Origin of the sequence: Paracoccus binzhouensis (assembly GCF_016446475.1) — a bacterium.
Classification (GTDB): Bacteria; Pseudomonadota; Alphaproteobacteria; order Rhodobacterales; family Rhodobacteraceae; genus Paracoccus; species Paracoccus binzhouensis.
This window is the reverse complement of sequence record NZ_JAEHFP010000051.1, coordinates 1-22,024: the sequence shown is the minus strand read 5'-3', so window position 1 is coordinate 22,024 and position 22,024 is coordinate 1. Positions and strand designations below refer to the sequence as shown.

General features: G+C 68.5%; 16 protein-coding genes and 1 pseudogene. 6 read left to right on the top strand and 11 right to left on the bottom strand.

Features of this window, described 5'->3' with window-relative positions:
* Nucleotides 1-2,718, bottom strand: coding sequence for a nitrate/nitrite transporter (locus I9P22_RS12900; RefSeq protein WP_199259895.1), 2,718 nt, complete (start codon nt 2,716-2,718; stop codon nt 1-3).
* A gap of 254 nt (nt 2,719-2,972) precedes the next feature.
* Here I9P22_RS12900 and I9P22_RS12895 point away from each other — a divergent pair, with 254 nt between their 5' ends.
* Both I9P22_RS12895 and I9P22_RS12890 read left to right on the top strand, forming a co-directional pair.
* Nucleotides 2,973-3,713, top strand: coding sequence for a helix-turn-helix domain-containing protein (locus tag I9P22_RS12895; protein WP_199259894.1), 741 nt, complete (start codon nt 2,973-2,975; stop codon nt 3,711-3,713).
* Nucleotides 3,714-3,795: 82 nt separating this feature from the next.
* A complete protein-coding gene (locus I9P22_RS12890; RefSeq protein ID WP_199259893.1) occupies nt 3,796-4,722 on the top strand; it encodes a sugar-binding transcriptional regulator in 927 nt (308 codons plus the stop codon).
* 338 nt (nt 4,723-5,060) lie between these two features.
* Here the strand turns inward: I9P22_RS12890 and I9P22_RS12885 are convergent.
* Together I9P22_RS12885 and I9P22_RS12880 are read right to left on the bottom strand one after the other, a co-directional pair.
* Nucleotides 5,061-5,764 (bottom strand): annotated as a pseudogene (locus I9P22_RS12885) (IS110 family transposase).
* Between the two features lie 327 nt (nt 5,765-6,091).
* Nucleotides 6,092-6,385, bottom strand: coding sequence for a hypothetical protein (locus tag I9P22_RS12880; RefSeq protein ID WP_199259892.1), 294 nt, complete (start codon nt 6,383-6,385; stop codon nt 6,092-6,094).
* A 99-nt stretch (nt 6,386-6,484) separates the two neighbouring features.
* On the opposite strand from I9P22_RS12880, the gene I9P22_RS12875 reads away from it, so the two are divergent.
* Complete coding sequence (locus I9P22_RS12875; protein ID WP_199259891.1) at nt 6,485-8,719, top strand: hypothetical protein; 2,235 nt, start codon at nt 6,485-6,487, stop codon at nt 8,717-8,719.
* A complete protein-coding gene (locus tag I9P22_RS12870) occupies nt 8,716-11,226 on the top strand; it encodes a hypothetical protein (RefSeq protein ID WP_199259890.1) in 2,511 nt (836 codons plus the stop codon). The genes I9P22_RS12875 and I9P22_RS12870 overlap by 4 nt, the downstream gene beginning before the upstream one ends.
* Before the next feature lie 1,084 nt (nt 11,227-12,310).
* Here the strand turns inward: I9P22_RS12870 and I9P22_RS12865 are convergent.
* Complete coding sequence (locus tag I9P22_RS12865) at nt 12,311-13,084, bottom strand: SDR family oxidoreductase (RefSeq protein ID WP_199259889.1); 774 nt, start codon at nt 13,082-13,084, stop codon at nt 12,311-12,313.
* Between the two features lie 96 nt (nt 13,085-13,180).
* On the opposite strand from I9P22_RS12865, the gene I9P22_RS12860 reads away from it, so the two are divergent.
* Both I9P22_RS12860 and I9P22_RS12855 read left to right on the top strand, forming a co-directional pair.
* Nucleotides 13,181-14,083: a LysR family transcriptional regulator gene (locus I9P22_RS12860; protein WP_199259888.1), complete on the top strand. Its 903-nt coding sequence runs from the start codon at nt 13,181-13,183 to the stop codon at nt 14,081-14,083.
* Nucleotides 14,084-14,324: 241 nt separating this feature from the next.
* On the top strand, nt 14,325-15,152 hold the full coding sequence (locus I9P22_RS12855; protein WP_199259887.1) for an IclR family transcriptional regulator: 828 nt from the start codon (nt 14,325-14,327) through the stop codon (nt 15,150-15,152).
* Nucleotides 15,153-15,219: 67 nt separating this feature from the next.
* Here the strand turns inward: I9P22_RS12855 and I9P22_RS12850 are convergent, their stop codons facing one another.
* From I9P22_RS12850 to I9P22_RS12820, 7 genes are all read right to left on the bottom strand, one after another.
* A complete protein-coding gene (locus I9P22_RS12850) occupies nt 15,220-16,167 on the bottom strand; it encodes a cupin domain-containing protein (RefSeq protein ID WP_199259886.1) in 948 nt (315 codons plus the stop codon).
* Between the two features lie 188 nt (nt 16,168-16,355).
* Nucleotides 16,356-16,949, bottom strand: coding sequence for a hypothetical protein (locus tag I9P22_RS12845; RefSeq protein ID WP_199259885.1), 594 nt, complete (start codon nt 16,947-16,949; stop codon nt 16,356-16,358).
* Nucleotides 16,949-17,413: a flavodoxin domain-containing protein gene (locus tag I9P22_RS12840; RefSeq protein ID WP_199259884.1), complete on the bottom strand. Its 465-nt coding sequence runs from the start codon at nt 17,411-17,413 to the stop codon at nt 16,949-16,951. Before I9P22_RS12840 ends, I9P22_RS12845 begins: the two co-directional genes overlap by 1 nt.
* Nucleotides 17,413-18,639, bottom strand: a complete 1,227-nt coding sequence (locus tag I9P22_RS12835; protein WP_199259883.1) for an FAD-dependent oxidoreductase — start codon at nt 18,637-18,639, stop codon at nt 17,413-17,415. Before I9P22_RS12835 ends, I9P22_RS12840 begins: the two co-directional genes overlap by 1 nt.
* A gap of 1 nt (nt 18,640) precedes the next feature.
* Nucleotides 18,641-20,146, bottom strand: coding sequence for an aldehyde dehydrogenase (locus I9P22_RS12830; protein WP_233253369.1), 1,506 nt, complete (start codon nt 20,144-20,146; stop codon nt 18,641-18,643).
* Between the two features lie 10 nt (nt 20,147-20,156).
* On the bottom strand, nt 20,157-20,972 hold the full coding sequence (locus I9P22_RS12825; RefSeq protein WP_199259882.1) for an aspartate dehydrogenase: 816 nt from the start codon (nt 20,970-20,972) through the stop codon (nt 20,157-20,159).
* A 3-nt stretch (nt 20,973-20,975) separates the two neighbouring features.
* Nucleotides 20,976-22,024: thiamine pyrophosphate-dependent enzyme (locus I9P22_RS12820; RefSeq protein ID WP_233253368.1), on the bottom strand; the 1,049-nt coding region annotated here is incomplete at its 5' end.

Below are 22,024 nucleotides of genomic sequence, written 5' to 3'. Positions count from 1 at the left end.
TCAGGTGGGATTGGCGGCGCGGGCGGGGCCGCGGTCGCGTTCGATGTCGTGCAGCAGGCCGCCCGGCCGGGTATAGACCCCCCAGGTGATGCCCAGGCACAGCACATAGAAGATCAGGAACCCCCACAGCGCCCCCACCGGCGAGCCGGTCATCGCGATCGAGCTGCCATAGGCTTTCGGGATGAAGAAGGCGCCATAGGCGGCGATGGCCGAGGTGAAGGCGATGATCGCGGCACTTTCGCGCTCGGACTGCCGGCGGCGGGCGGTGCCGTCCAGTTCCGGCATCAGCCGCGGGATCTCGCGCGCCATGATCGCGGGGATCATCTGGAAGGTCGAGGCATTGCCGACCCCGGTCAGGAAGAACAGCGCCATGAAGCCGGCGAAGAAGGCCGCGAAGCTGCCGATCCCCAGCGCCCAGATCACCGAGAAGGTTGCTGCGATCATGCCGGCAAAGGTCCAGAAGGTCACCCTGCCGCCGCCGAAACGGTCGCTGACCCAGCCGGTGCCGGCGCGGCTCAGCGCCCCGACCAGCGGCCCCAGGAAGACATATTGCAGCGCGTTCACCTCGGGGAAGGCCAGCTTGGTCAGCAGCGGGAAGCCCGCCGAATAGCCGATGAAGCTGCCGAAGGTGCCGGTATAGAGGATGCACATCAGCCAGTTGTGCCTGCGGCCGAAGATCACCGCCTGCTCGCGGAAACTGGCGCGCGCGTCGGCGATGTCGTTCATGCCCAGCCAAGCCGCCGCCGTCGCCACCAGGATGAACGGCACCCAGATGAAGCCGGCATTCTGCATCCACAGCCGGCCGCCATCCGACAAGTTCTGGGGCGCGCCGCCCAGCGTCCCGAACACGCCCGCGGTGATGACCAGCGGCACCAGGAACTGCATGACCGAGACGCCCAGATTGCCCAGGCCGGCGTTCAGCGCCAGGGCATTGCCCTTTTCGGCCCGCGGGAAGAAGAAGGCGATATTGGCCATGGAGGAGGCGAAGTTGCCGCCGCCGAAGCCGCAAAGCAGCGCCAGGGTCAGGAAGATCAGATAGGGGGTGGCCGGATCCTGGACCGCATAGCCGATCCCCAGCGCCGGCAGCAGCAGCGAGGCGGTCGACAGCGTCGTCCACAGCCGGCCACCGAAGATCGGCACCATGAAGCTGTAGAAGATGCGCAGCGTCGCCCCCGACAGGCCCGGCAGCGCCGCCAGCCAGAACAGCTGCCCGGTCGAGAACTGGAAGCCGATCGCCGGCAGCCGCGCCACCACCATCGACCAGACCATCCAGACCGAGAAGGCCAGCAGCAGCGCCGGGATCGAGATCCACAGGTTGCGCCGGGCGATCCTGCGCCCCTTCTCGGCCCAGAAGTCCGGATCCTCGGGGCGCCAGTCCTCGATGACCCGCGGCATCTCGGTCTTGCCGGGGGTATGGATCTCCTTCAGCTCGGGGAAGGCGGGCAGCTGGTCCAGCGCCTGGCCCTGCGCCTGGCGTTCCATGGCGCGGATCGACAGGTGCATCCAGGCCAGCGACACCGCAACCACCGCCAGCAGCAGCACGAAGCACGAGGTATAGACGCCGGTCAGGTCCAGCAGCGCCCCGAAGACGATGGGCAGGATGAAGCCGCCCAGGCCGCCGATCATGCCGACCAGGCCGCCCACCGCCCCGACATGGTTCGGGTAATAGACCGGGATGTGCTTGAACACCGCCGCCTTGCCCAGGCTCATGAAGAAGCCCAGGGCGAAGATCGTCGCCACGAAGGGCCACAGGTCCATGCGGGTCGAAAAGGCGATCGGGCCGTCCTTGCCGTGGATGACGTAATCCGTCGGCGGATAGGAAAGCATGAACAGGAAGACCATCGAGAAGCCGAAGGTCCAGTACATCACCGTCCGCGCCCCGAAGCGGTCCGACAGCGCGCCGCCATAGGCGCGGAACACGCTTGCCGCCAGGCTGAACGAGGCCGCGGCCATGCCGGCGGTGCGCACGTCGACCTCATAGACGGCGACCAGGTAATGCGGCAGCCACAGCGCCAGCGCCACGAAGCCGCCGAAGACGAAGAAGTAGTAAAGCGAGAAGCGCCAGACCTGCAGGTTCTTCAGCGGCGCGAACTGCTCGGCCAGCGTCGGGCCCTGCACGCCGCGGGCGCGGCGCCCGGCAAAGTCCGGGTCGTCCTTGGCCAGCAGCCAGAAGGCCACGCCCATCAGCGCGATGGCCGCCGCCCAGATCTCGGCCACGCCCTGCCAGCCCATGGCGACCATGACGAAGGGCGCCAGGAACTTGGTCACCGCGGCGCCGACATTGCCCATGCCGAAGGTGCCCAGCGCCAGGCCCTGCTTTTCGGCCGGGAACCATTTCGACACATAGGCCACGCCGATGATGAAGGACCCGCCCGCCAGGCCGACGCCCAGCGCCGCCAGCAGGAAGGTGGCATAGCTGTCGGCCAGCGTCAGCGCATAGGTGGCAAGGCCGGTCAGGACCATCTGCGCGGAAAAGACCAGCCGGCCACCGTAACGCTCGGTCCAGACGCCAAGGATCAGCCGCGTCAGCGAGCCGGTCAGCACCGGCGTCGCGATCAGCAGGCCGTATTCGAATTCCGAAAGGCCCAGTTCGGCCTTGATGGTGATCCCGATGATCGAGAAGATCGTCCAGACCGCGAAACACAGGGTAAAGGCCAATGTGCTGAGCCACAAGGCGCGTTGCTGGTCGCTGCGGGACGGGATGGGATGTTCCGTCATGACTTGCTCCTGGTTCCCGAACGCAGGGATGCGCACGGGTTTCGGCTACAGCGGCACCACGAAAGCCCCCTCTCGAAACTTGACCTGAATCAATCCGGCATCGGTTGCCGGGAAAATCGGACCTGAATTGCCATATGTCCCGCCGGCGAATGACGGATGTCTTTCCTGCAATTGACCCCGCCCGGCTGCGGACTTGTCCCAGGCGGATATTTGGCTTATCAAAAGTCAATCCAATCAGCCCGGGACAGCGATTCGTGCGCGACGAGGAAAAGCCGGCCATCCGCAACCTGCCCCTGTTCCGCACGGTCGCGACACCGACCTTCGAGGGGCTGATGGCGACCACCTATTGGCAAAGCTTCCCCCCGCAACTGGAGCTGTTCCGTCAGGGCGATCGCCCCGATTTCCTGCATATCCTGGTCGAGGGCGCGGTCGAGCTGCATGCCGAATGGAACGGCCGCGACGCGGTGATGGCGGTGCTGCGCCCGGTTTCCAGCTTCATCCTGGCGGCCTGCATCCGCGACATGCCCTATCTGATGTCGGCGCGCACGCTGGAACGCTCGCGCATCCTGATGCTGCCGGCAGTGGACCTGCACGCAGCGATCCGGCGCGACCCGGAACTGGCGGCGGCAGTGATGAACGAGCTGGCCGGCAGCTATCGCGGCATGGTGCGGCAGGCCAAGAACCTGAAGCTGCGCACCGCGCGCGAGCGGCTGGCAGCCTGGCTGCTGAACCAGTCCCAGCGCGAGGGCGACGCCCCCAGCTTCGTGCTGCCGGTGGAAAAGCGGCATCTCGCCTCGTATCTGGGCATGACGCCGGAAAGCCTGTCGCGCACCCTGGCGGCGCTGAAAGGCCGGGGCATCACGCTGGACGGCCCGCGCATCATCATCGTCGACCGCGCGCGGCTGGCGCAGGCGGCGGGGCTGGACCCGCTGATCGACGACCTGGGCAGCGAGGACCCGACCGTCGAGGCGATGCTGCCGCGCCCCTCACGCTGACCGGGTGCGCTGGACAGCGCGGCAGACGGCACGCTAGACACGGGGACGAACCAGGGCAATCTCGGGACGGCGCGCGCGATCCATGACCAACCAGGGCCGGAAACTGGAACAGGCGGCCAAGGCGGCATGGCTTTCCTATGTCGCGGGCAAGACCCAGGACGAGATCGCGGGCATCATGGGCGTCTCGCGCCAGACCGCGCAGCGGCTGGTGGCACAGGCCATGGCCGAGGGCATCGTCAAGATCCGCATCGACCATGCCTTTGCCCATTGCATGGACTTGGCCGTCGCCCTGCAGCGCCGATACGGGCTGGAATTCTGCCAGATCGCGCCCTCGGACGCGCCCGAGGTCGGGGTGGCGCTGATGCTGGCCGATGCGATCGAGCAATGGCTGCGCCGGCCCGAGCCCCTGACCCTGGCCATCGGCACCGGCCGCACCCTGCGCAGCGCCATCGCGCAATTGCCGCATGTCGACTGCCCGCAGCACCGCATCGTGTCGCTGACCGGCAATATCGCCCCGGACGGCTCGACCGCCTATTACAACGTGCTGTTCACCCTGTCGGACCTGGTGACGGCGCGCTGCTTTCCTCTGCCGCTGCCGGTCATCGCCCCGACGGTGCGCGAGCGGCAGGCGGTGAACAGCCAGCCCAGCATCGAGCGGCTGATCCGCATGTCGGCCGGGGCCAGCGTCGCCTTCGTCGGCATCGGCACGGTGAACGACCGCGCGCCGCTGATGCTGGACGGCTTCCTGTCGCGCCCCGACCTTGACGCGCTGGTCGCCGCCGGTGCGGTGGGCGAGATCACCGGCTGGGCCTATGACGCCCGGGGCCGGCTGATCGAGGGGCTGAGCAACGACCGCGTCGCCTCGGCCCCGATCCCGCCACGCGAGACGACGCTGGTCATCGGCGCAGCACAGGGCGCGGAAAAGATCCCGGCCATCCGCGGCGCGCTGCAGGGCGGGCTGATCAGCGGGCTGATCACCGATGCGACCACCGCGGCGGCGCTGCTGTAGGGACTCGGGTCAGGACTTCGGTAACGGGGTCGCCCCAGTCAAGCGGTTTTGCGCATAGGGGATGTGCCGCCGGAGCGCGCGGCCTTGTTCTTTGATCAAGTGATCTGCTTCCCTGTTCGGCAGCCTTCGCCTGAGATCGACCCGGGTGCATGCTTCGGTCCGTGGTCAGCGCGGTGGCTGCCAACATGATGCTGGTTCAATGCAATTCCGATGTGCCCATCTCATTGGCGTGCTCGATACGATCGGCATCAGTCCTGAGCACGACATCACCGGAACCGCGTCCCGTGGGGACCTCGAAGGCCCGCGATCAGGCGGGCAGCAGTCTGGAATCTGTGTCTTCAACTGGCATGAAGCAGGGGAATGTCGAAGTGGAAGTCGGTGTCATCCTTCCACATCCGGTGCAAGATCACGGCGATGCGGCGGGCCAGCGCAACCATCGCGCGCTTGGCACCACGACGGCGCGCAAGTTTTGCCGCCCAGGTTCGCAGCCAGCTCGCCCGTCCATGATGCATCATGACGGTTGCCGCCTGGCACAGCGCGCGTCGAAGGTTGACGTCGCCTGCCTTGGTGATCCCGCCCGAGACGTCGCGCTCGCCCGACTGGTTGCGAGACGGCGTCAGGCCGACCCACGGCCCGACCTTCTTCGAGGATGTGAAGCGGGCAGGATCATCGACAGCAGATCGATAGGTCAACGCCACGACGGCGCCGATCCCGGGCATCGACATCAGCCGACGACAAACCGGATCCTCCTGGGAGAGTTGACGGACATTGATCGGCATCGCCTTCAGGGCGCCTTTTACCTGTCTAGTTTCCATCAGAACGACAGGTAGTCCCGCATCTGACAACCCGCGATGCAGCCACTGCGACAAGGGGCCAGCTCAAGCCCGACGGCGGCAATTGCGCCGTCCTGGTCGGAGATCCAGCACGACAGCGCTTCGGGCTCGCTGGCCACCTGCGCCTCCTTCACGATCTTCCCATGCTCGCTGATCACGCAGATCGCGGTCTTCTCCAGCGGCACATCCAGCCCGACAAACAGCTTCATCCCGTAGTCCTCCATGTGGATCCGATACGGGAATGGCGCCAGCTTGCCCTCGATCTGGCAACGGTAACGGGCGAGTCCCGACGCAGGCCCCGTTACGGCATCTCTCCGAATCTAGCGCCAGCGCGCCGCGCGCCAACCGGCGGCGATAGCCTCGGCCTCGTCGCAAAACCAGTGCTCGCCCTTGCTCTCATGGATCCGGGTCTTGGCAGAGTGTTGCCGCGCGCCAGCTTCCGGACGAAATGGGACTAGCTTCCGGACGGAAAATTTTTCGGGCGGCCTGTCAGGATCAGTCATGGGTCAGGCTGTCCTGACAGCCCAGCAGCCAATTCAGAGAGGCATCGGATCGGGAAGCGGATCAGCGCCGGCCGTGGCGGTGCAACGCTCCGTCCCACCCATGCCGGCGCATTCCTGGGCCAGCAGGGTATCCCAGGCGAGCTGATCGATCTCCTCTTCGCCGGCCCAGACGAACGGGCACCGCTCCTGCGTCAGGAAACTGTAGACCAGATAGGACATGCCCCGGGCGTAGCGACTGCCTCGGCCGAGGTGCAGCCCGTCATCATAGATGACCGCCGACAATGCCGAAGGCCTGCGCGACGCCGGCATCCCGATCGACAGCGGCAATCTTACGCCGCCCACTTCCTGGGCCTGGGCCTGGGCCTGGGCCTGGGCTTGGGCCTGGGCGATGCGCGCCGCGTTCTGCGTGCCGGCGCCGACAGCCGGATGGTGGATCTGCTGTCGCCCGAGGTGATTTCGGCGAACCCGTTCCTGAAGGGCATGACGGTTTTCGACTTCCGGGCCTGGACGATCCGCAAGACCGCCGGCAGCGGCGCGCCCGCCGGCGACGGCTTCGCGCCCGCCGGCGGCGGCGGCCAGTTCGAATGGCCGGCCGGCCGCAGCTTCAGCGAGTTCGGCGAGGTCACCACGCCCGCCGGCATGTCGGTCGATGTCCGCTATCGCGTCGTGGACCTGGCCGAGCTGCAGCGGGCATCCGGCGACCTGCCGCCGCGGGACCGTTCGCGCGCCGCCAGCGACGAACAGATCGCCGGCATCGCGCGCAACCTCGACCCCGCCCGGCTGTTGCCGTCGCCCGAAAGCGCCAGCGGCGCCCCCATCGTCGGCCCCGACATGATGATCGAAAGCGGCAATGGCCGCATCGCCGCGCTGAACCGGGCCGCCGAAGAACACCCCGAGCGCTACCAGGCATATGTCCGGGCGATCGAGGATGCCGGTTTCCAGGTGCCCGAAGGCGTCAGCCGGCCGGCGCTGGTCGCCGAGCGCGTCACGGATCTGGATGCCGATGCGCGCCGGCGCTTCGTGCGCGAAAGCAACACCTCCTCGATCGGCCGCATGAGCGCCACCGAACAGGCCGGCGTCGATGCCGATTACCTGACGCAGACCGCCTTCGACGGTTACCGGCCGGGCCGCGGCCTGAACAGCCCCGACAATGCCGAGTTCGTCCGCCGCGTCTTCGCCGCCATGCCGCAGGCCGAGCGCGCGGGGCTGATGACGGCCGATGGCCGGTTGAACATCGACGGGCTGCGCCGGCTGCGCCAGGCGCTTTTCGCGCGGGCCTTCGACGCCCAGGACCTGCTGAAGCTGCTGGCCGAGACCGAGCATCCGGCGGTCGAGAACATGCTGCGCATGCTCGAGGACCTGGCGCCCGACTGGGCCGCGTTCCGCGCCGCGGTCGATGCGGGCTATATCCGGCCGGAATTCGACATCACCGATCAGCTGATGGATGCGGTGCGCATGATCGTCCGCGCCCGGATCGAGCCGCGCGACGGGCAGAGCGTCGTCGGCGCGCTGCGCGACAAGCTGCTGCAGGGCGACATGTTCACCACTCGCGATCCCGAGATGGTCGATGCCGTCATGGGCGTCTTTTTCCGGGGCGATCTGCAGAGCCCCGTCAAGGGCAATCGCTCGCGCAGCCCGGACGCCTCGGCCGAGATCCTGACCCGATACATGGCCGAGGCCGAGATTGCCGGCCGCGCCGACATCAAGGACCTGTTCGCGGCCGAGGCCGGCGTGACGCCGACCGTGGTGCTGCGCGAGGCGGTCCAGGCGCAGGACGCGCGGGCGCCCATGCCCAGCCGTGGCGACAGCGCCGTCGAGAGTCTGGAAGGCGCCGCTGGCGGGCAGCCCGACATCCGGGCGCTGGACCGCCTGGACACCGAGGATGGGGCCCAGAGCCCCGCCCTGGCGCGTGCTACGGATGCGGAACTGCGCGAGCTGAAGGACGCGCCAGAGGCGGGGCCGTTCGGTCTGGTCTTCCGCGATATCAGGGACGATCCGGAGGCGGCGATTTCGCGCCTGATGCAGGCCGGCGACGGCGAGGTTCCCGACGCGGTCATCCATCCGCTTTTCGACCGCCCGATCGCCTTCGTCCACGGCAAGCCCGACATCGTGAAGGCGTCGGGCAAAACACGCAGTGGGTTCGGCCTGAAGCATATCGAGGTCGATCACGGTCCCGATGTGCTGGCCGATCTGCCGCGCCTGATCCGTGAAGGCTCGGTCTATGACGATCCCAAGGGATTGCACCGCCGCTACATCATCGACGACAGCGATCCTGCCCGAGTTGCGGTGGTTCGACTGAACTGGGATGACGCGGAAAAAACCTGGATCGTCACCAGCTTCAGCGATGATGTCGGGGAATTTGCTGACCGGTCCCAGTGGGAAGCGTTCCGGGTCACTGGGCTTGGCGAGGAACGGGCTCCATCCCCGACCGGTCAGGCCAAAGATAATGCCGGCACCCCGGAAAATCAATCCGACGAGATCGCCCGGGCCATCGCCGACGCCCGTGCCGCGCTCGAGGCGGATCCCGGCCTGACCCTGCGCATGGGCGAGGGGCAGGACGCCCGCGAGGTATCGCTGGCCGACCTGCTGGACGACCTGGACCAGGACGATGCCCTGATGCGCTCCATGACCAGCTGCAGCCTGAAAGGAACCCCGAAATGAACTTTGGCGATTGCCTTCAGGCGGCGGTCGCCGCCGGCGAGCTGGACCCCGAGCGCGCGAAACTGGCCCGGGCGGACTGGGAAGACCTGGCGAAGCGCTACAAGGCCAGCGGCTATTCCGCCGCCGACGCGCGCCTGGCCGCCGCCGACGAGCTGGTCGAGCGCATGAAGCAGGCAACCCAGAAGCGCCGGCATGTCACTGTGCGCCAGCTGATGACCCTGCAGCGCAACCAGGCGCGCTATGCCCGGGCCGCGACCGAGGATCCCGACCTGCTGCTGAAGGACATCGAGGCCGCGCACAGCGAGGCACGCGCGATCTTCAAGCAGGCCATGGGCGGGCTGCAGGAATTCCTGGCCGATCACAGCGAGGACATCCTGGGCCGGGTCCGCGGCCGGGCCCAGCTGTCCGACATCGTGCGCGAGCTGCACCTGCAGGACAGCGGCAATGCCCATGCCAAGGCCATCGCCCGCGGCATCGAGCAGCAGCGCGAGCGGCTGCGCAACCTGTTCAACAGCCTGGGCGGCGACATCCGCAAGCTGGACGATTACGGCGTCGCGCATGTGCACAACGGCCAGAAGATCCGCGATGCCGGCTTCCAGGCCTGGGCCGATGATCTTTATGCCCGGCTGGACTGGAACCGGATCATCGACCACAAGACCGGCAAGCCCTTCGCCGTCGCCAAGGGCGCCAGGCCGCTGCGCGCCGATGCCGACCGGCTGCTGAACGAGATCTACCAGGAGATCACCACCAACGGCTGGCACGATCGCACGCCCGGGTTTTCCGTCGGCGCCAAGGCCCTGTTCAACGGCCGTGGCGAGCACCGCGTCCTGCACTTCAAATCGGCCGACGACTGGATGGCCTATAACGAGGCCTTCGGCGCGCAGAACCCCTTCGAGAGCATCATCAAGCAGTTCGAGGGCATGGCGAACGACATCGCCCGCATGCGCGCCTTCGGTCCCAATCCCAAGGCCGGGCTGGAGAACGCCATCCAGGTCATGGAGAAGGCCGCCATCCTGGCGCCGCGCAATCCCAGGGCCGGCAATTCCGTGGTCAAGAAGGCGTTCCGCGTCGGCCTGCAGCCCGAGGAGGTGGTCGCGAACAAGGCGAAGAAGGCCCGCGTGATGCTGCGCATGCTGTCGGGCGAGCTGAACGCGCCTGCCGACGGGGCCATGGCCGCGATGCTGGGCCATACCCGCAACCTGCTGACCGCGGCCCAGCTCGGCTCGGCCACGCTGTCCCAGGTGACGGACCTGGTTTCCATGCGCATCGCCGCCAAGGCGATCGGCCTGAACCCGAATTCGCCGCTGAAGCGGATGTTCGGCGACCTGCTGACCGGCATCGACCGACAGGTGGCAAAGGACCTCGGTTTCATCATGGACAGCTGGGCCCAGTCCTCGACCACCGCGGCCCGCTTCGCCGGCGACATCTGGTCGCCCGAGCTGACCGGCCGGATCAGCAATTTCGTGCTGAAGGCGAACGGCATGACCTTCCTGACCGACCGCGCCCGGGTGGCGGTCGCCATGGGCATCGGCAGCGATCTGGCCCAGATGGCCGGCAAGCGCTTCGACGAGCTGGCGCCGAACCTGCGCAACTTCATGGAAGCCCGCAGCATCGGCGCCCGGGAATGGGACCTGCTGCGCGACCCGGCGGTGATCTACACCGATCCTACCGGCGGCAAGCACCTGAACCCGAACTGGTTCCGCGAGCATGCCGCCCTGCCGCCGCACGAGGCCGAGGACCTGGCCATCCGCTTCGGGGCCCTGATCGAGGATCACATCGAGATGTCGATCCCCAGCTTCAGCCTGCGCGGCCGCGCTAGCGTGATCGGCGAGACCAGGGCCGGCAGCTGGTCCGGCGAGGCCATGCGCAGCTTCGGCATGTACAAGGGCTATGCCCTGTCGCAGCTGTTCGGCCAGATCCGCAGGATCCAGGAGCTGGACGGCAATGCCGGCGCCAAGGCCTGGTATGCGGTCAGCGCCATGGTGCAGCTGACCGTCATGGGCGCGCTGGCGGTGCAGCTGAAGGAAGTCGCCAAGGGTCGCGATCCCAGGCCGATGGATGACGACAAGTTCTGGTTCGCTGCGGCACTGCAGGGCGGCGGCGTCGGGATCTTCGGCGACTTCTTCAGCGCTAGCGCCAGCCGCGCCGGTGGCGGCTTCGCCGAGACGCTGGCCGGTCCCGTGGCAGGGGCCGTGGGCGATGTCGCCCGGGCGATCGGCTCGAACGTCGCCCGCGCCAACGAGGGCAAGTCGCCGCTGATCGGCCGCGACGTCGCCAACCTCGCCCGGCGCTACAACCCGGCCGCCACCTATTGGCCGACCCGGGTCGCGCTGGACCGCATGGTCTGGGACCAGCTGCAGGGGCTGATCGACCCCGAGGCCGAGGAGCAATGGCACCAGTTCGAGAAGCGGCAGAAGCGTGAATACGGGAACCAGTCCTGGTGGCGGCGGGGCGATCCCCTGCCTGCCCGTGGGCCGGACCTGGGCAATATCGTGGGGGCGAAATGACCATCGAGATCTTTGAACCGGCACCGATCTACACGGTGCAGAACGCCGGCCCCTGCCGCATGGGGGTGACAATGTCCATTTCACCGGGGCGGCGATCTTTGCCCTGGGGACGCTGCGCTATTGGGCGGCACACCCCTTCGTGGTCGATTACGGCAGCCGCGAGGGCATCGGTGGTGCCGTCTATCGGATCTGCGCGGCTTCGCGCGTGGCGAGCTCTTTCTCGCGCCGGGCGATATCGGCTTCGCGTTGCTCACGGCACTCACGGTTGAGAATATGCATTTTGCCAGCGCGGCAATGTGGTGGGGCTATTTCCGGGAACACCGGCTCTCCGCCACATTGAGTCAATTTCGCATGTCGTTTGAGATAAGGCGCCTTGTCGCAGGAAAATTTTTATTGCATGAAATCATATGGTTATTTTTACCATCGAGATACTCACGTCTGTCGCCTGACACTTCCTTACATGACAAGCGGTTACAAGAAATCGCCTGCAAGGCGGTTTCGGCGCCAACAAGGTGTCAGCGGACATTTTCAGGGTGCTGGCCTGTCTCGAAGCTACCGCCAGCGCGCCGCGCGTCAGCCGGCGGCGATGAGAGGGCTCAGTCCTGCCAGGACAAGGCTGTCGTCTCGCTTCCGGAGGTCGCGAGCGTTCTTCACGTGGTTGCCGGCAGGCTTCCTCATGGCCGATGCCCTGTCATGGGAAGAGCAACACCGGCGATCCATGCTTGCCTCGGCACCAAGGAAGGGTCCAGCGTGGCAGATCCATCTGCACCAGCGCAAGTGGATACGGCCGCCAAGCGGCGGGAATCGCACCGCCCGGCAGGAAAAGCACCTCCCTAGCCATCCGCGGCGGATCGCGGTCATGGGCGGCGGGATTTGACGGCGGCATAGCCGTTCGCCGAACGGTCGGGGCTTCGCGCAGCCGATGCCGGAAACCGCCAGGAATCCGCCGCTTCGCGCCCGGGGGCCCTTGGGCCGCACATGGAGGGACCGGTGCGCCTCGGCGAGCGCCCGGGAAACCCGCGGTCGGGCTGGCAGTTTCCCGACCGCGCACTCGCCACCGAACAGGGGACTCGTTACGAACAGATCACTTGGTCGTGTAGCCGCCGTTCACCAGGATCGTCTGGCCGGTCATCCACCAACCCTCGGTCACCAGGAAGCGGATCCATGGCGCGATGTCCTCGATATCGGTCAGGCCGGTCTTCGAGAACGGCGACAGCGCGGCGGCCGTCTGGTGATAGGCCTGCGCCTCGGGCGTCTCCTGCCCATAGAAGAAAGGCGTATCCATCGGCCCCGGCCCGATGGCGGTGACGGAAATGCCCCGCGCGCCCAATTCCTTCGAGGCCGCGCGGGTGAAATGCTCGACCGGCGCCTTGGTGCCCGCATAGCTGGAATAGAAGGGCGTGTAGGCCCCAAGCAGCGAGGTGACCAGCGTGCAGATCGCGCCGTTGTCGTTCAGCGCCTTGCCGGCCTCTTTCAGGAAGAAAAAGGCCGATTTGGCGTTGACCGCGCTCATCTCGTCATATTCGGCCTCGGTGATCTCGGCCATCGGTTTCTTCAGCACCTTGCCGACGGTGTTGATGGCGATGTCGGGGCGGCCGAAGGCGGCGATGGCATCGGCGAAAAGCGTCTCCACCGCGCCCGCCGTGGTCAGGTCGGCCTGCACCGCCAGGGCCTGCGCGCCCGCCGCCTGCACCGCGGCGATGGTCGCCTCGGCATCCCCGGCGCTGGCGCTGCTGTTGTAGTGGACGACGATGGCTTTCGCGCCTTGCGCGGCGAAATCCCGCGCCAGCAGGCCGCCAAGGTTCTTGGCGCCGCCCGCGATCACTATGACCTTGTCCTTGAGAGTCCGGGTGGTCACGGCATTCTCCTTTCATCTCGTGCCGCTGCTATTTATGTTCTTGATTACCGCCATAAATGCGCGAATCCTGAATTCACCTGTCGAAACCAACGAACAATGGACCGGATCGCGCTTTACCGTATCTTTACCCGCGTCGTCGAAACCCGCAGCTTCACCCGGGCGGCGGATACGCTGCAGATGCCGCGTTCCAGCGTCTCGACCGCCATTGCCGAGCTTGAGGCACGGCTGGGCGCCCGGCTGCTGAACCGCACGACGCGAACCGTCGCCCCCACCGACGAGGGCGAGGAATTCTACGACCGCTGCCTTGGCTTTCTGGCCGAGAGCGAGGAGATGGAAGCGCTGTTCCGCACCGCCTCGCGCCGGATCGAGGGGCGCATCCGCGTCGATGTGCCCGGACGGATCGGCAGGCTGATCCTGGCGCCCGCGCTGCCCGAGTTCCTGTCGCTCTGGCCCGGCATCCGGGTGGAGCTTGGCATGACCGACCGCGCCGTCGACCTGGTGGGCGAGCGGGTGGACCTGGCGCTGCGCGTCGGCGCGCTGCCCGATTCCGGCCTGCGCGCAAGAAAGCTGGGCGCGATCGCCCAGATCAACGTGGCAAGTCCGGCCTATCTGGCCCAGCACGGCATGCCGCTTGCGCCCGACGATCTGGATCGGCACTGGCAGGTCGCCTATGCCTCGCCCTCGACCGGGCGGGTGGCAGAGTGGGAATGGCTGGAGGCCGGGCGCATCCGGACATGCCCGGTGCCGTGGCGGGTCAGCGCCAACAGCGCCGAGGGCTATATCGCCTGCGCGCTGGCGGGGATGGGGCTGATCCAGATCCCCGCCTATGACGTCGCCCATCACCTTGCCCGGGGCGAGCTGGTCGAGGTCATGCCCGATCATCGCCCCGGCTCGATGGCCATGCACCTGCTGTTTCCGCACGGTTCCCGCAACGCGCGCCGCCTGACCGCCTTTGCCGAATGGCTGGAGGACCTGCTGTGCCGCCGCATCGACGGGTAAGCCGGATGGCGGCGGTGCAGGGCAGGGCAGGCCGGGGCGCTGCCCCGGGGCGGCAAGGCCCGCGAGCGCGACATGGCTCTGCCGTGGCCGGCGCCGATGGGTCCCGGCGGCGATCCCCGGGGGCCGGCCTGTCCGGCGGCGGAGGCTTCCGCCACGCTTTTCGGTCCTAGGCAGGCTTGTGGAGGGCGTTTCCCTGCGGGCAGATTGGAAGGCAACCCTCTTGGCCGGAGCCGCATTCGACATGACGGAAGACGATCGTGACCGCTATCTCGTCCCGGGGCTGCTGCGCGGGCTGGCCACGCTGAAGCTGTTCACCCCGAAATCGCAGTCGCTGACCCTGAGCCAGATCGCCAGGGCGCTTGGCATCACCCGCTCGGCCGCCTTCCGCACGGTCTACACGCTGACGCATGAGGGCTGCCTGCTCTATGACGAGCGCAGCCAGTCCTATGCCCTGGGCCCCGGGGTCATGCGCCTGACCTATGGCTATTTCGCCACCCGCGAGGTGGTCGAGATCGCGCAGCCGGAACTTGCCCGCCTGCGCGAGAGGACGGGTTGGTCCGTGCATCTGGGGGTGCTTGACGGAACATCGGTCATGTATCTGATCCGCCTTCCCGGCCCCAGGCATGAATCCTCGATCATCCATGTCGGAAGCCGGCTGCCGGCGCGGGCGACGACGCTTGGCCGGGTGCTGCTGGCCGGGCTCGACCCACAGGAGATCCTGAACCGCTATCGCCCGGCCGCCGCGACGGCGGCGCCGCAGGCCGCCGGGCTGGGGGCGCCGAAGGTCGCCGAGATCCTGCGCCAGGCCAGGGTGGATGCCGCGGCAGAGGTCGTGTCCCATATCGGGGATTTCGAGGCCGGGATCATTTCCGTGGCCGCCCCGGTCAGGACCATGTCCGGCCAGGTGATCGCGGCCATCAACGTGACCGCGCCGAGAGAGGAGGGCATGGAACGGCAGATGGAGGAGGTCAGGCGCGCGCTGGTCGCAACCGCCAGCCGGGTGTCGCGCCTGCTGGGATGGGACGCGCCCGACCCGGCGCCACCGCGGGAGGGCGGGCCGGCAGAATAGGGACGGGCGAATGAGGATGGGGGGCGGGATCGCCCCGCCCCCATCCCGGCCCCGCCCTGCAGGCGGATCAGGCCGCCTGGAAGGCGATGGTCTCGGGCGCGGCCGAGCCGACGATATACCAGACCGTGGCGTGACCGGCGCCGTTGTTGCGGAACCAGTGCCGGCGGCCGGCAGGGGTCTTGACCAGGTCGCGCGGGCCAAGCTCGACCTCGACCTGCTCGCCATTCTCTTCCCAGCCCACGGTCAGCGTGCCTTCCAGCACCAGGAAGGCGTCCTCGACGTCGCGGACGAAGGGCTTGACCCCGACGCGCGAGGGGATGCCCAGCATCTCCTTGCGGCAGGTGTCGGTTTCCACCCCGCCCGGCCCGCAATAGATCTTGCGGGTAAAGCCGGCCTCTTCCCAATGCGTCTTCAGCTCGGCATGGCGCACGACATACTTCGCCATCAACTGCTGCAGCGGATGCGCGCCGCTGGGATCGAACTTCATCGTCTTGCCGGGCGCGGCCCCGAAGGCGCGGGCCAGTTCCGGGGCGTGCTCCTTGGGGTGGTAGTGATAGACCGGCGGCAGGGGTTTGCCGACATCGACCGAGATCGACATCAGCACCGGCTCGACGCCGTCCACCCGGAAGCCGTGGCCGATCTCGCGGGCGTTCAGGATCATGTCCTTCGGCCCCAGGTTGACCACGACCACCTCGCCGTCCTTTTCCCAGCCCACGATCAGGGCGCCGTCGATGATCAGGAAGCTTTCCTCGATCTCGTGGCTGTGGCAGGCGGCATAGTGGCCCGGCTCCTTGTAGATCAGCGACAGGGTGAAATTATCGGGCTTGAGCGTGCTGGTGTCGCCGACCTTGGGCGAGCCGCCGGCGCCGATATAGCGCATCTGCGCCCGCGCCAGCTCGTCGAAGCCGGCATTCGAGGGGAAGGCGTTCCAGTCGAACTGCTTGTCGGTGAAACGCCCGGTATGGGCCCGAAGCTCGTCGGCGAGCGTCTGGAATTTCGTATCCTGTAGGGTCATGGTCTTACCTCTGCGAAAAAGATCGGGACGGTTCGCGATGGCGATGGGGGAAGGATAGCCGCGCGTGTTTTGTTGGGTATCGAGCGTTTTACTGATGAACACGTTCGGAAGATTGCCGGGGGATTCGGGCCGCGCGATCAGGGTCACCCGGCGGCATCCGGCGGTGCCGGGGCGGCGGCCCGGGCCGTTCAGGCATAGGTGTAGCCGAAGCTGATATCGAAGCGTTCGGGCGGCAGCGCGCCGCCGGCCAGCCGTGCCCGGCGCGTCCATAGACGGCCATGGACCAGCATCTCGCCGCTGCGGATCTGCTGGAAGCTGGCGCTTTCCAGCCAGAGCCCGCCCAGCCATTCCGAGCCGTGCAGGTCCGAGACCCCGCCCAGCCCGGCCCGCTCGAACGAGCAATTGCCATAGCCCACGGCGCCGGCCAGATCGACCCCGCCCTGCAGCTCGGCGCCGTCGAACTGCAGCACGCCGCGGAACTCGGCGCCCGGCATGGCCAGCCGGCCCCCGATCCGGGCGGCGTCGAAACGGGCATCGGCATGGAATACCGCACCGGCGAAATCCGCATCCGCGGCCTCGATGCCGCGAAACCTGCTCAGGCCGCGGAACTGCGCGCCGCGCGCCGAGATGCCTTGCGGGAAGCGGGCGCCGGAAAGGTCGAAGCCGGTCAGCACGGCGCCGTCCAGGACCAGCCGGTCCGCGCAGTCGATCCCGCGCAGATCGACGCAATCGCCAAAGGCATAGGGACGCTCCAGCCGGGCGCGGATCTCGGCGGCGCGCATCAGGCCGCCGCCCCCAGCCGGGTCTCGGCCAGCGCCACGACCGCGCGCGCCCAGGGCAGCGCCAGGTCCTCGGCCAGGTCGCTGCCGGATGCGTCATGGACCACCCTTTCGCCCAGCAGCGCCGCGCCGGCAGCCTCCATCAGCTCCTGCAGGTGCAGCGAGCCCTGGTTGAAGGTCTCGTATTCGGAATCGCCCAGGCCGAACAGGCCGAAGGAGACCCCGGACAGGTCGGGCGCCTGCGCCCGCATCGCCGCCCCGAAAGGCTGCGCCGAGGCCGGCAGCTCGCCGTCGCCATAGGTCGAGGAAACGATCAGATACAGCCGCTCCGGGTCGAAATCGCCGGGGTCGAAATCGGACAGGTTGGCGACCTCGACCGCGTGATCGGCCTGCAGATCGGCCTGGATGTCCTCGGCCAGCATCTCGGCATTGCCGGTCTCGGTTCCGTAGAGAATGACGATATTCATCAGCGTGCGTCCTCCTTTTCGCGGCAGAGCGTCAGCATGCCTGCCCGGGTGGTGATCTTGGTGCGGCAGCGCCCGGCGATCGCCGCGGCAAGCTCATGCGCGTCCAGCCGTTTCCAGCCGGCCCAGTCCACGACCTCGTGGCCCGCCGGCAGGATGCCCGCGCCTGCCCCTGCGCGGGGCGGGGCGGCCTCGACTTCCTCGACGATGCGCTGGGCGACGGCCAGGCTCTCGGCGCGGTTCTCGGGGATGGTGCCGCGCGGGCCGCGGCGGAACCAGCCCACGGCATAAAGCCCGGCCGCGATCCGGCCCGCCTCGGCATCCTCGGCCGCGGCCATCAGGGCGTCGCGGCCAAGACTGCCGTCGCAGCAAAAGCCGATGGCGGTGATCAGCGTGTCGCAGGCCAGGACCTCGGGCCCGCGCGGCCCCTCGACCCGCAGCGCCCGGATGCGGCCGGCCGCATCGGTGTCGATCCCCGCCGGCCGGCAGCCGAAGCGGAAGGTGACCGGGCGCGGGCCCGTGGCCAGCCCGTCCAGCCCGTCCAGCGCCTCGATCAGCTTGTCGCCGCCGGCCTCGGGCAGGTCGGCCACCCGGATGCTGACGCCCTGCAACCGGCCCAGTTCGCGGATCATCACCGGATCGAAGCGCGCCGCCGCCGCGGGCGAGCGGCCAAGGATGGTCAGCCCGTCGATGGGCCGGCCGGCCAGCCAGGCGCTGGCCTCGGCGCCCAGGTCGCTGTCCTGCAGTTCCGCCTCGGTCTTGGCCAGCAGGCGCAGGACATCGACGGCGACATTGCCGTTGCCCAGCACGATCACCTCGCCCCGCACGTCCGGCAGCCGGCCGGCATCGGGATGATCGTAAAGCGCGCGGGTCAGCTGCCCGGCGCCGATCACCCCCTCGGCCCGGCCCAGCCCGTGGTCGCGGTCCCCCGACAGGCCGGTGGCCAGCACCACAGCGTCATAGGCGGCGCGCAGCGCCTCCAGCGTGACGTCGCGGCCCAGGGTGACATTGCCGAAGAAGCGCGCGCCCTGGCGCTCGAAGATGCGCTCGAACTGGCGGGTGATGGCCTTGGTGCCCTGGTGATCGGCGGCCACGCCATAGCGCACCAGCCCATAGGGCACCGGCAGCGTGTCATAGACATCGACCGTCCAGTCCGGCCGGGCCTTCAGGATGCCCTGGGCGGTGAAGCAGCCCGAGGGCCCCGAGCCGATGATGGCGACCTTGCGCATGTCACAGCCCCTCCAGAACATCCGCCGCCCAGGGATGGGGCCGGCCGGTCAGATCGGTATAGACGGATTTCTGTGCCTGATAGGCGCGCAGGCCCTCGCGGCCCTTTTCGCGGGCCATGCCGCTGTCCTTCTCGCCGCCGAAGGGGGTCGAGATCGAGAACTGCTTGTAGGTGTTGATCCAGACCGTGCCGGTGGTGATGGCGCGCCCGACCCGCCAGGCTTTCGGGAAATCGCGAGTCCAGATCCCGCAGGCAAGGCCGTAGTCGCTGTCGTTCGCCTGGGCGATCACCTCGGCCTCGTCCTCGAAGGGCAGCACCGCCAGCACCGGGCCGAAGACCTCCTCGCGGCAGATGCGGGCGCTGTTGGGCGCCCCGGCCAGGATCGTCGGCAGGTAATAGGCGCCGCCCGCCAGCGCCGGGTTGTCCGGGCGCCGGCCGCCGGTCAGCAGCGTGGCGCCCTCGGCCAGCGCGGCGGCGACATGCGCCTCGACCGCGTCGCGGTGATCGGGATGGACCAGGCACGAGACCTGCGTCGCCGGGTCGTGCGGATGGCCGACGCGCAGCCGTTCGGTGGCGCGCACCAGCCGGGCGACGAAGGCGTCATGGATCGCGCGCTGCACGAAAAGCCGCGCCCCGGCGATGCAGCTTTGCCCGGTCGAGGAGAAGATGCCGAACAGGATCCCGGCGATGGCCAGGTCCGGGTCGGCATCCGCGAAGACGATGGTCGGCGACTTGCCGCCAAGCTCCAGCGAGACCGGCATCAGCTTCTCGGCGGCCTGCCGCGCGATCTGCCGGCCGGTCCCGGTGCCGCCGGTGAACGAGACGCGGGCGATGTCGGGATGCTCGACCAGAAGGTTGCCGATCTCGCGCCCCGAGCCGGGCAGGACCGAAAGCAGGCCCCTGGGCAGCCCGGCCGCCTCGACGATCCGCGCCAGTTCCAGCGCCACCAGCGGCGACCAGCTGGCGGGCTTCAGCAGCACCGCATTGCCCGCCGCCAGCGCCGGCGCCACCTTCTGCGCGTCCGAGGCGATGGGCGAGTTCCAGGGGGTGATCGCCGCCACCAGGCCCAGCGGCTCCCAGACCGACATTGTCAGCGCATCGCCGCGCTGCGCGGTCAGCGCATCGTCCATGCTTTCCAGCACCGCGCCGAAATAGCGGAAGGTCCCGGCGGCCGAGCCGGCCAGCGCCCGGGTCTCGCGCAGCGTCTTGCCGGTGTCGCGGGTCTGAATGCGGGCGATGCGTTCGGCATGCGCCTCGATCCCGTCGGCGATGCGGTAAAGGTAGCGCGCCCGCTCATGCGGCTTCAGTCCGCGCCAGGCCGGATCGGCCTGCGCAGCCTTGGCGCGGGCGATGGCGCGCAGCCCGTCCTCGCGCGAGGCGCCGCGCAGCGCCCGGTTCACCGAGCCGTCTGCGGGAAAGATCGAGGTGATCTCGGGCCCGGTGCCGGTTTCCCATTCGCCGCCGACGAACAGCCGGCCGTCGGGCAGATCGATCGCCATGTCCTTCATGCCATGTCCTTCATATCGCAACGGGTCCCAGATGGTTCTTCAGTTCGCGCAGCACCGAATAGACCGTCGCCAGCGAGGTCCGGGCATTGCCGCCCGTGGCGCGGTTCGAGATCTCGACCGAGACCGTCGCCAGCGGCGAGACCACCTCGTAGCGATGCGAATTGCCCTGCGCGGCGGGGTCGGCGGTCAGCGTGACCTCGGTCGCGTCGAAGCCGGCGCCCGCCAGCGCCAGCGTGGCCGCGACATTGGCATTGCGGGGATAGGCAGTCGCGGCTTCGCGGGCGGTGCCGTGAAAGATCTGCTCGGCATGGTCCAGCGTCTCCAGGTCCCTGGTCCGGGCAGCCGGCGTGCCGGCCCAGGCCCGTGGCGGCTTGGCGCCGAAATAGCGCACCTTCAGATCGCCCGCCGGCGCCAGCGCGGCGAGAAGGTCGATGCCGCCGATGGCGCCCGAGGGCAGGATCAGCCGCGCGCCGCCGCGCGCCGCCGCATCCCGCAGCCGCCGGTGCAGCGCCTCGTCCGCCAGCGCCCCGACCGAGACCAGGACCAGGTCGATTCCCGCCGCCAGCACCTGCTCGGCATTGGCGCAGACCGCCTCGTGCCCCGCCGCCTCGATGACGAAATCGGGCCGGGCGGCCAGGAAGGCGCGGCCGTCGCTCAGGATGCCGACGCGGCTTTCCAGATGCGCATGGGCCGACAGCAGCCGGTCGCGGGCAAGATTCTCGCGCCCCTCGCGCACCAGGATGGTGATGCGCTCGACCGGCATGTCGCCGATCAGGCCCAGAAGCTCGCTGCCGATGCTGCCGTAACCGATCAGTCCCAGATGCATGGCTTACTCCGTCTTGCCGGCCGCGCCCGCCGGCGGGCCGGCGAAGGTCTCGGCGAAGGGGCCGATGGCGCACATGTCGATCTCGATCACCTGCGGCCCCTCGGCGGCGACGGCGGCGTCGAAGGCGGCCGCGAACTGCGTCAGGTCGTCCACCCGGCGATGCGGCATGCCGATCGCGGCGCAGAAGCCGGCGAAATCCGGCGTCGCCAGCGCGCTGTAATGATGGCGCGAGCCGTATTGCGCATCCTGGATGTTGCGGATCACGCCATAGGCGCGGTCGTTCATCAGGACATAGACCAGCGGCGCGCGTTCCTCGACCGCGGTGATCATCTCGGCGATGCCCAGCATGGTGCCGCCGTCGCCCAGCAGCGTCACCGCCTTGGGGCCGTCCGAGGCCAGGGCGGCGCCGATGCCCATGGCGACGCCCTGGCCGATGCCGCCGCCAAGCGCGTGCACGCCCAGCCGCGGCTCGGCGATGCGCACATAGCGGTTGCCGAAGGTCGAGTTCGAGATGGTCACGTCCCGCACCCAGGGGTGGCGGCCGGCGGCGATCCGGTCGTTCAGCACGTCCGCGATCACCCGATAGGGGCCCAGCACGTCGCGCATCCGGCCCTCGGCCTGGGCCCGGACCCGGGCGATGTCGAATTTCAGCTCCGCGTCGGTATCCAGCCTTTCGGGCAGCGCCGCGACCAGCCGGTCCAGCACGTCGGCGGCATCGCCGTGGATGAACTGGTCGACGGGATAGTTGCGTCCGCCCTGCGCGGCATCGGCGTCGATCTGCACCAGCGGCCGGGGCAGCGGCATGCGGTTGTTCTGCGTCTCGTTGCCGCGCAGGCGCGAGCCGACCACGATCATCAGGTCGCAGCTGCGGTAAAGCTCGACCGCCTCGGGCGTCATGTTGAAGGCGCCCAGCGAGGCCGGCTCGTCCTCGGCCACCACCGCGCGGCCATTGGTCGAGGTCACGACGCCGAAGCCGCGGCGCACCAGCTCGGTCGCGGCCGCGTCGGCGCCGCGCGCGCCGCCGCCCAGCCACAGCATCGGCCGGCGTGCGG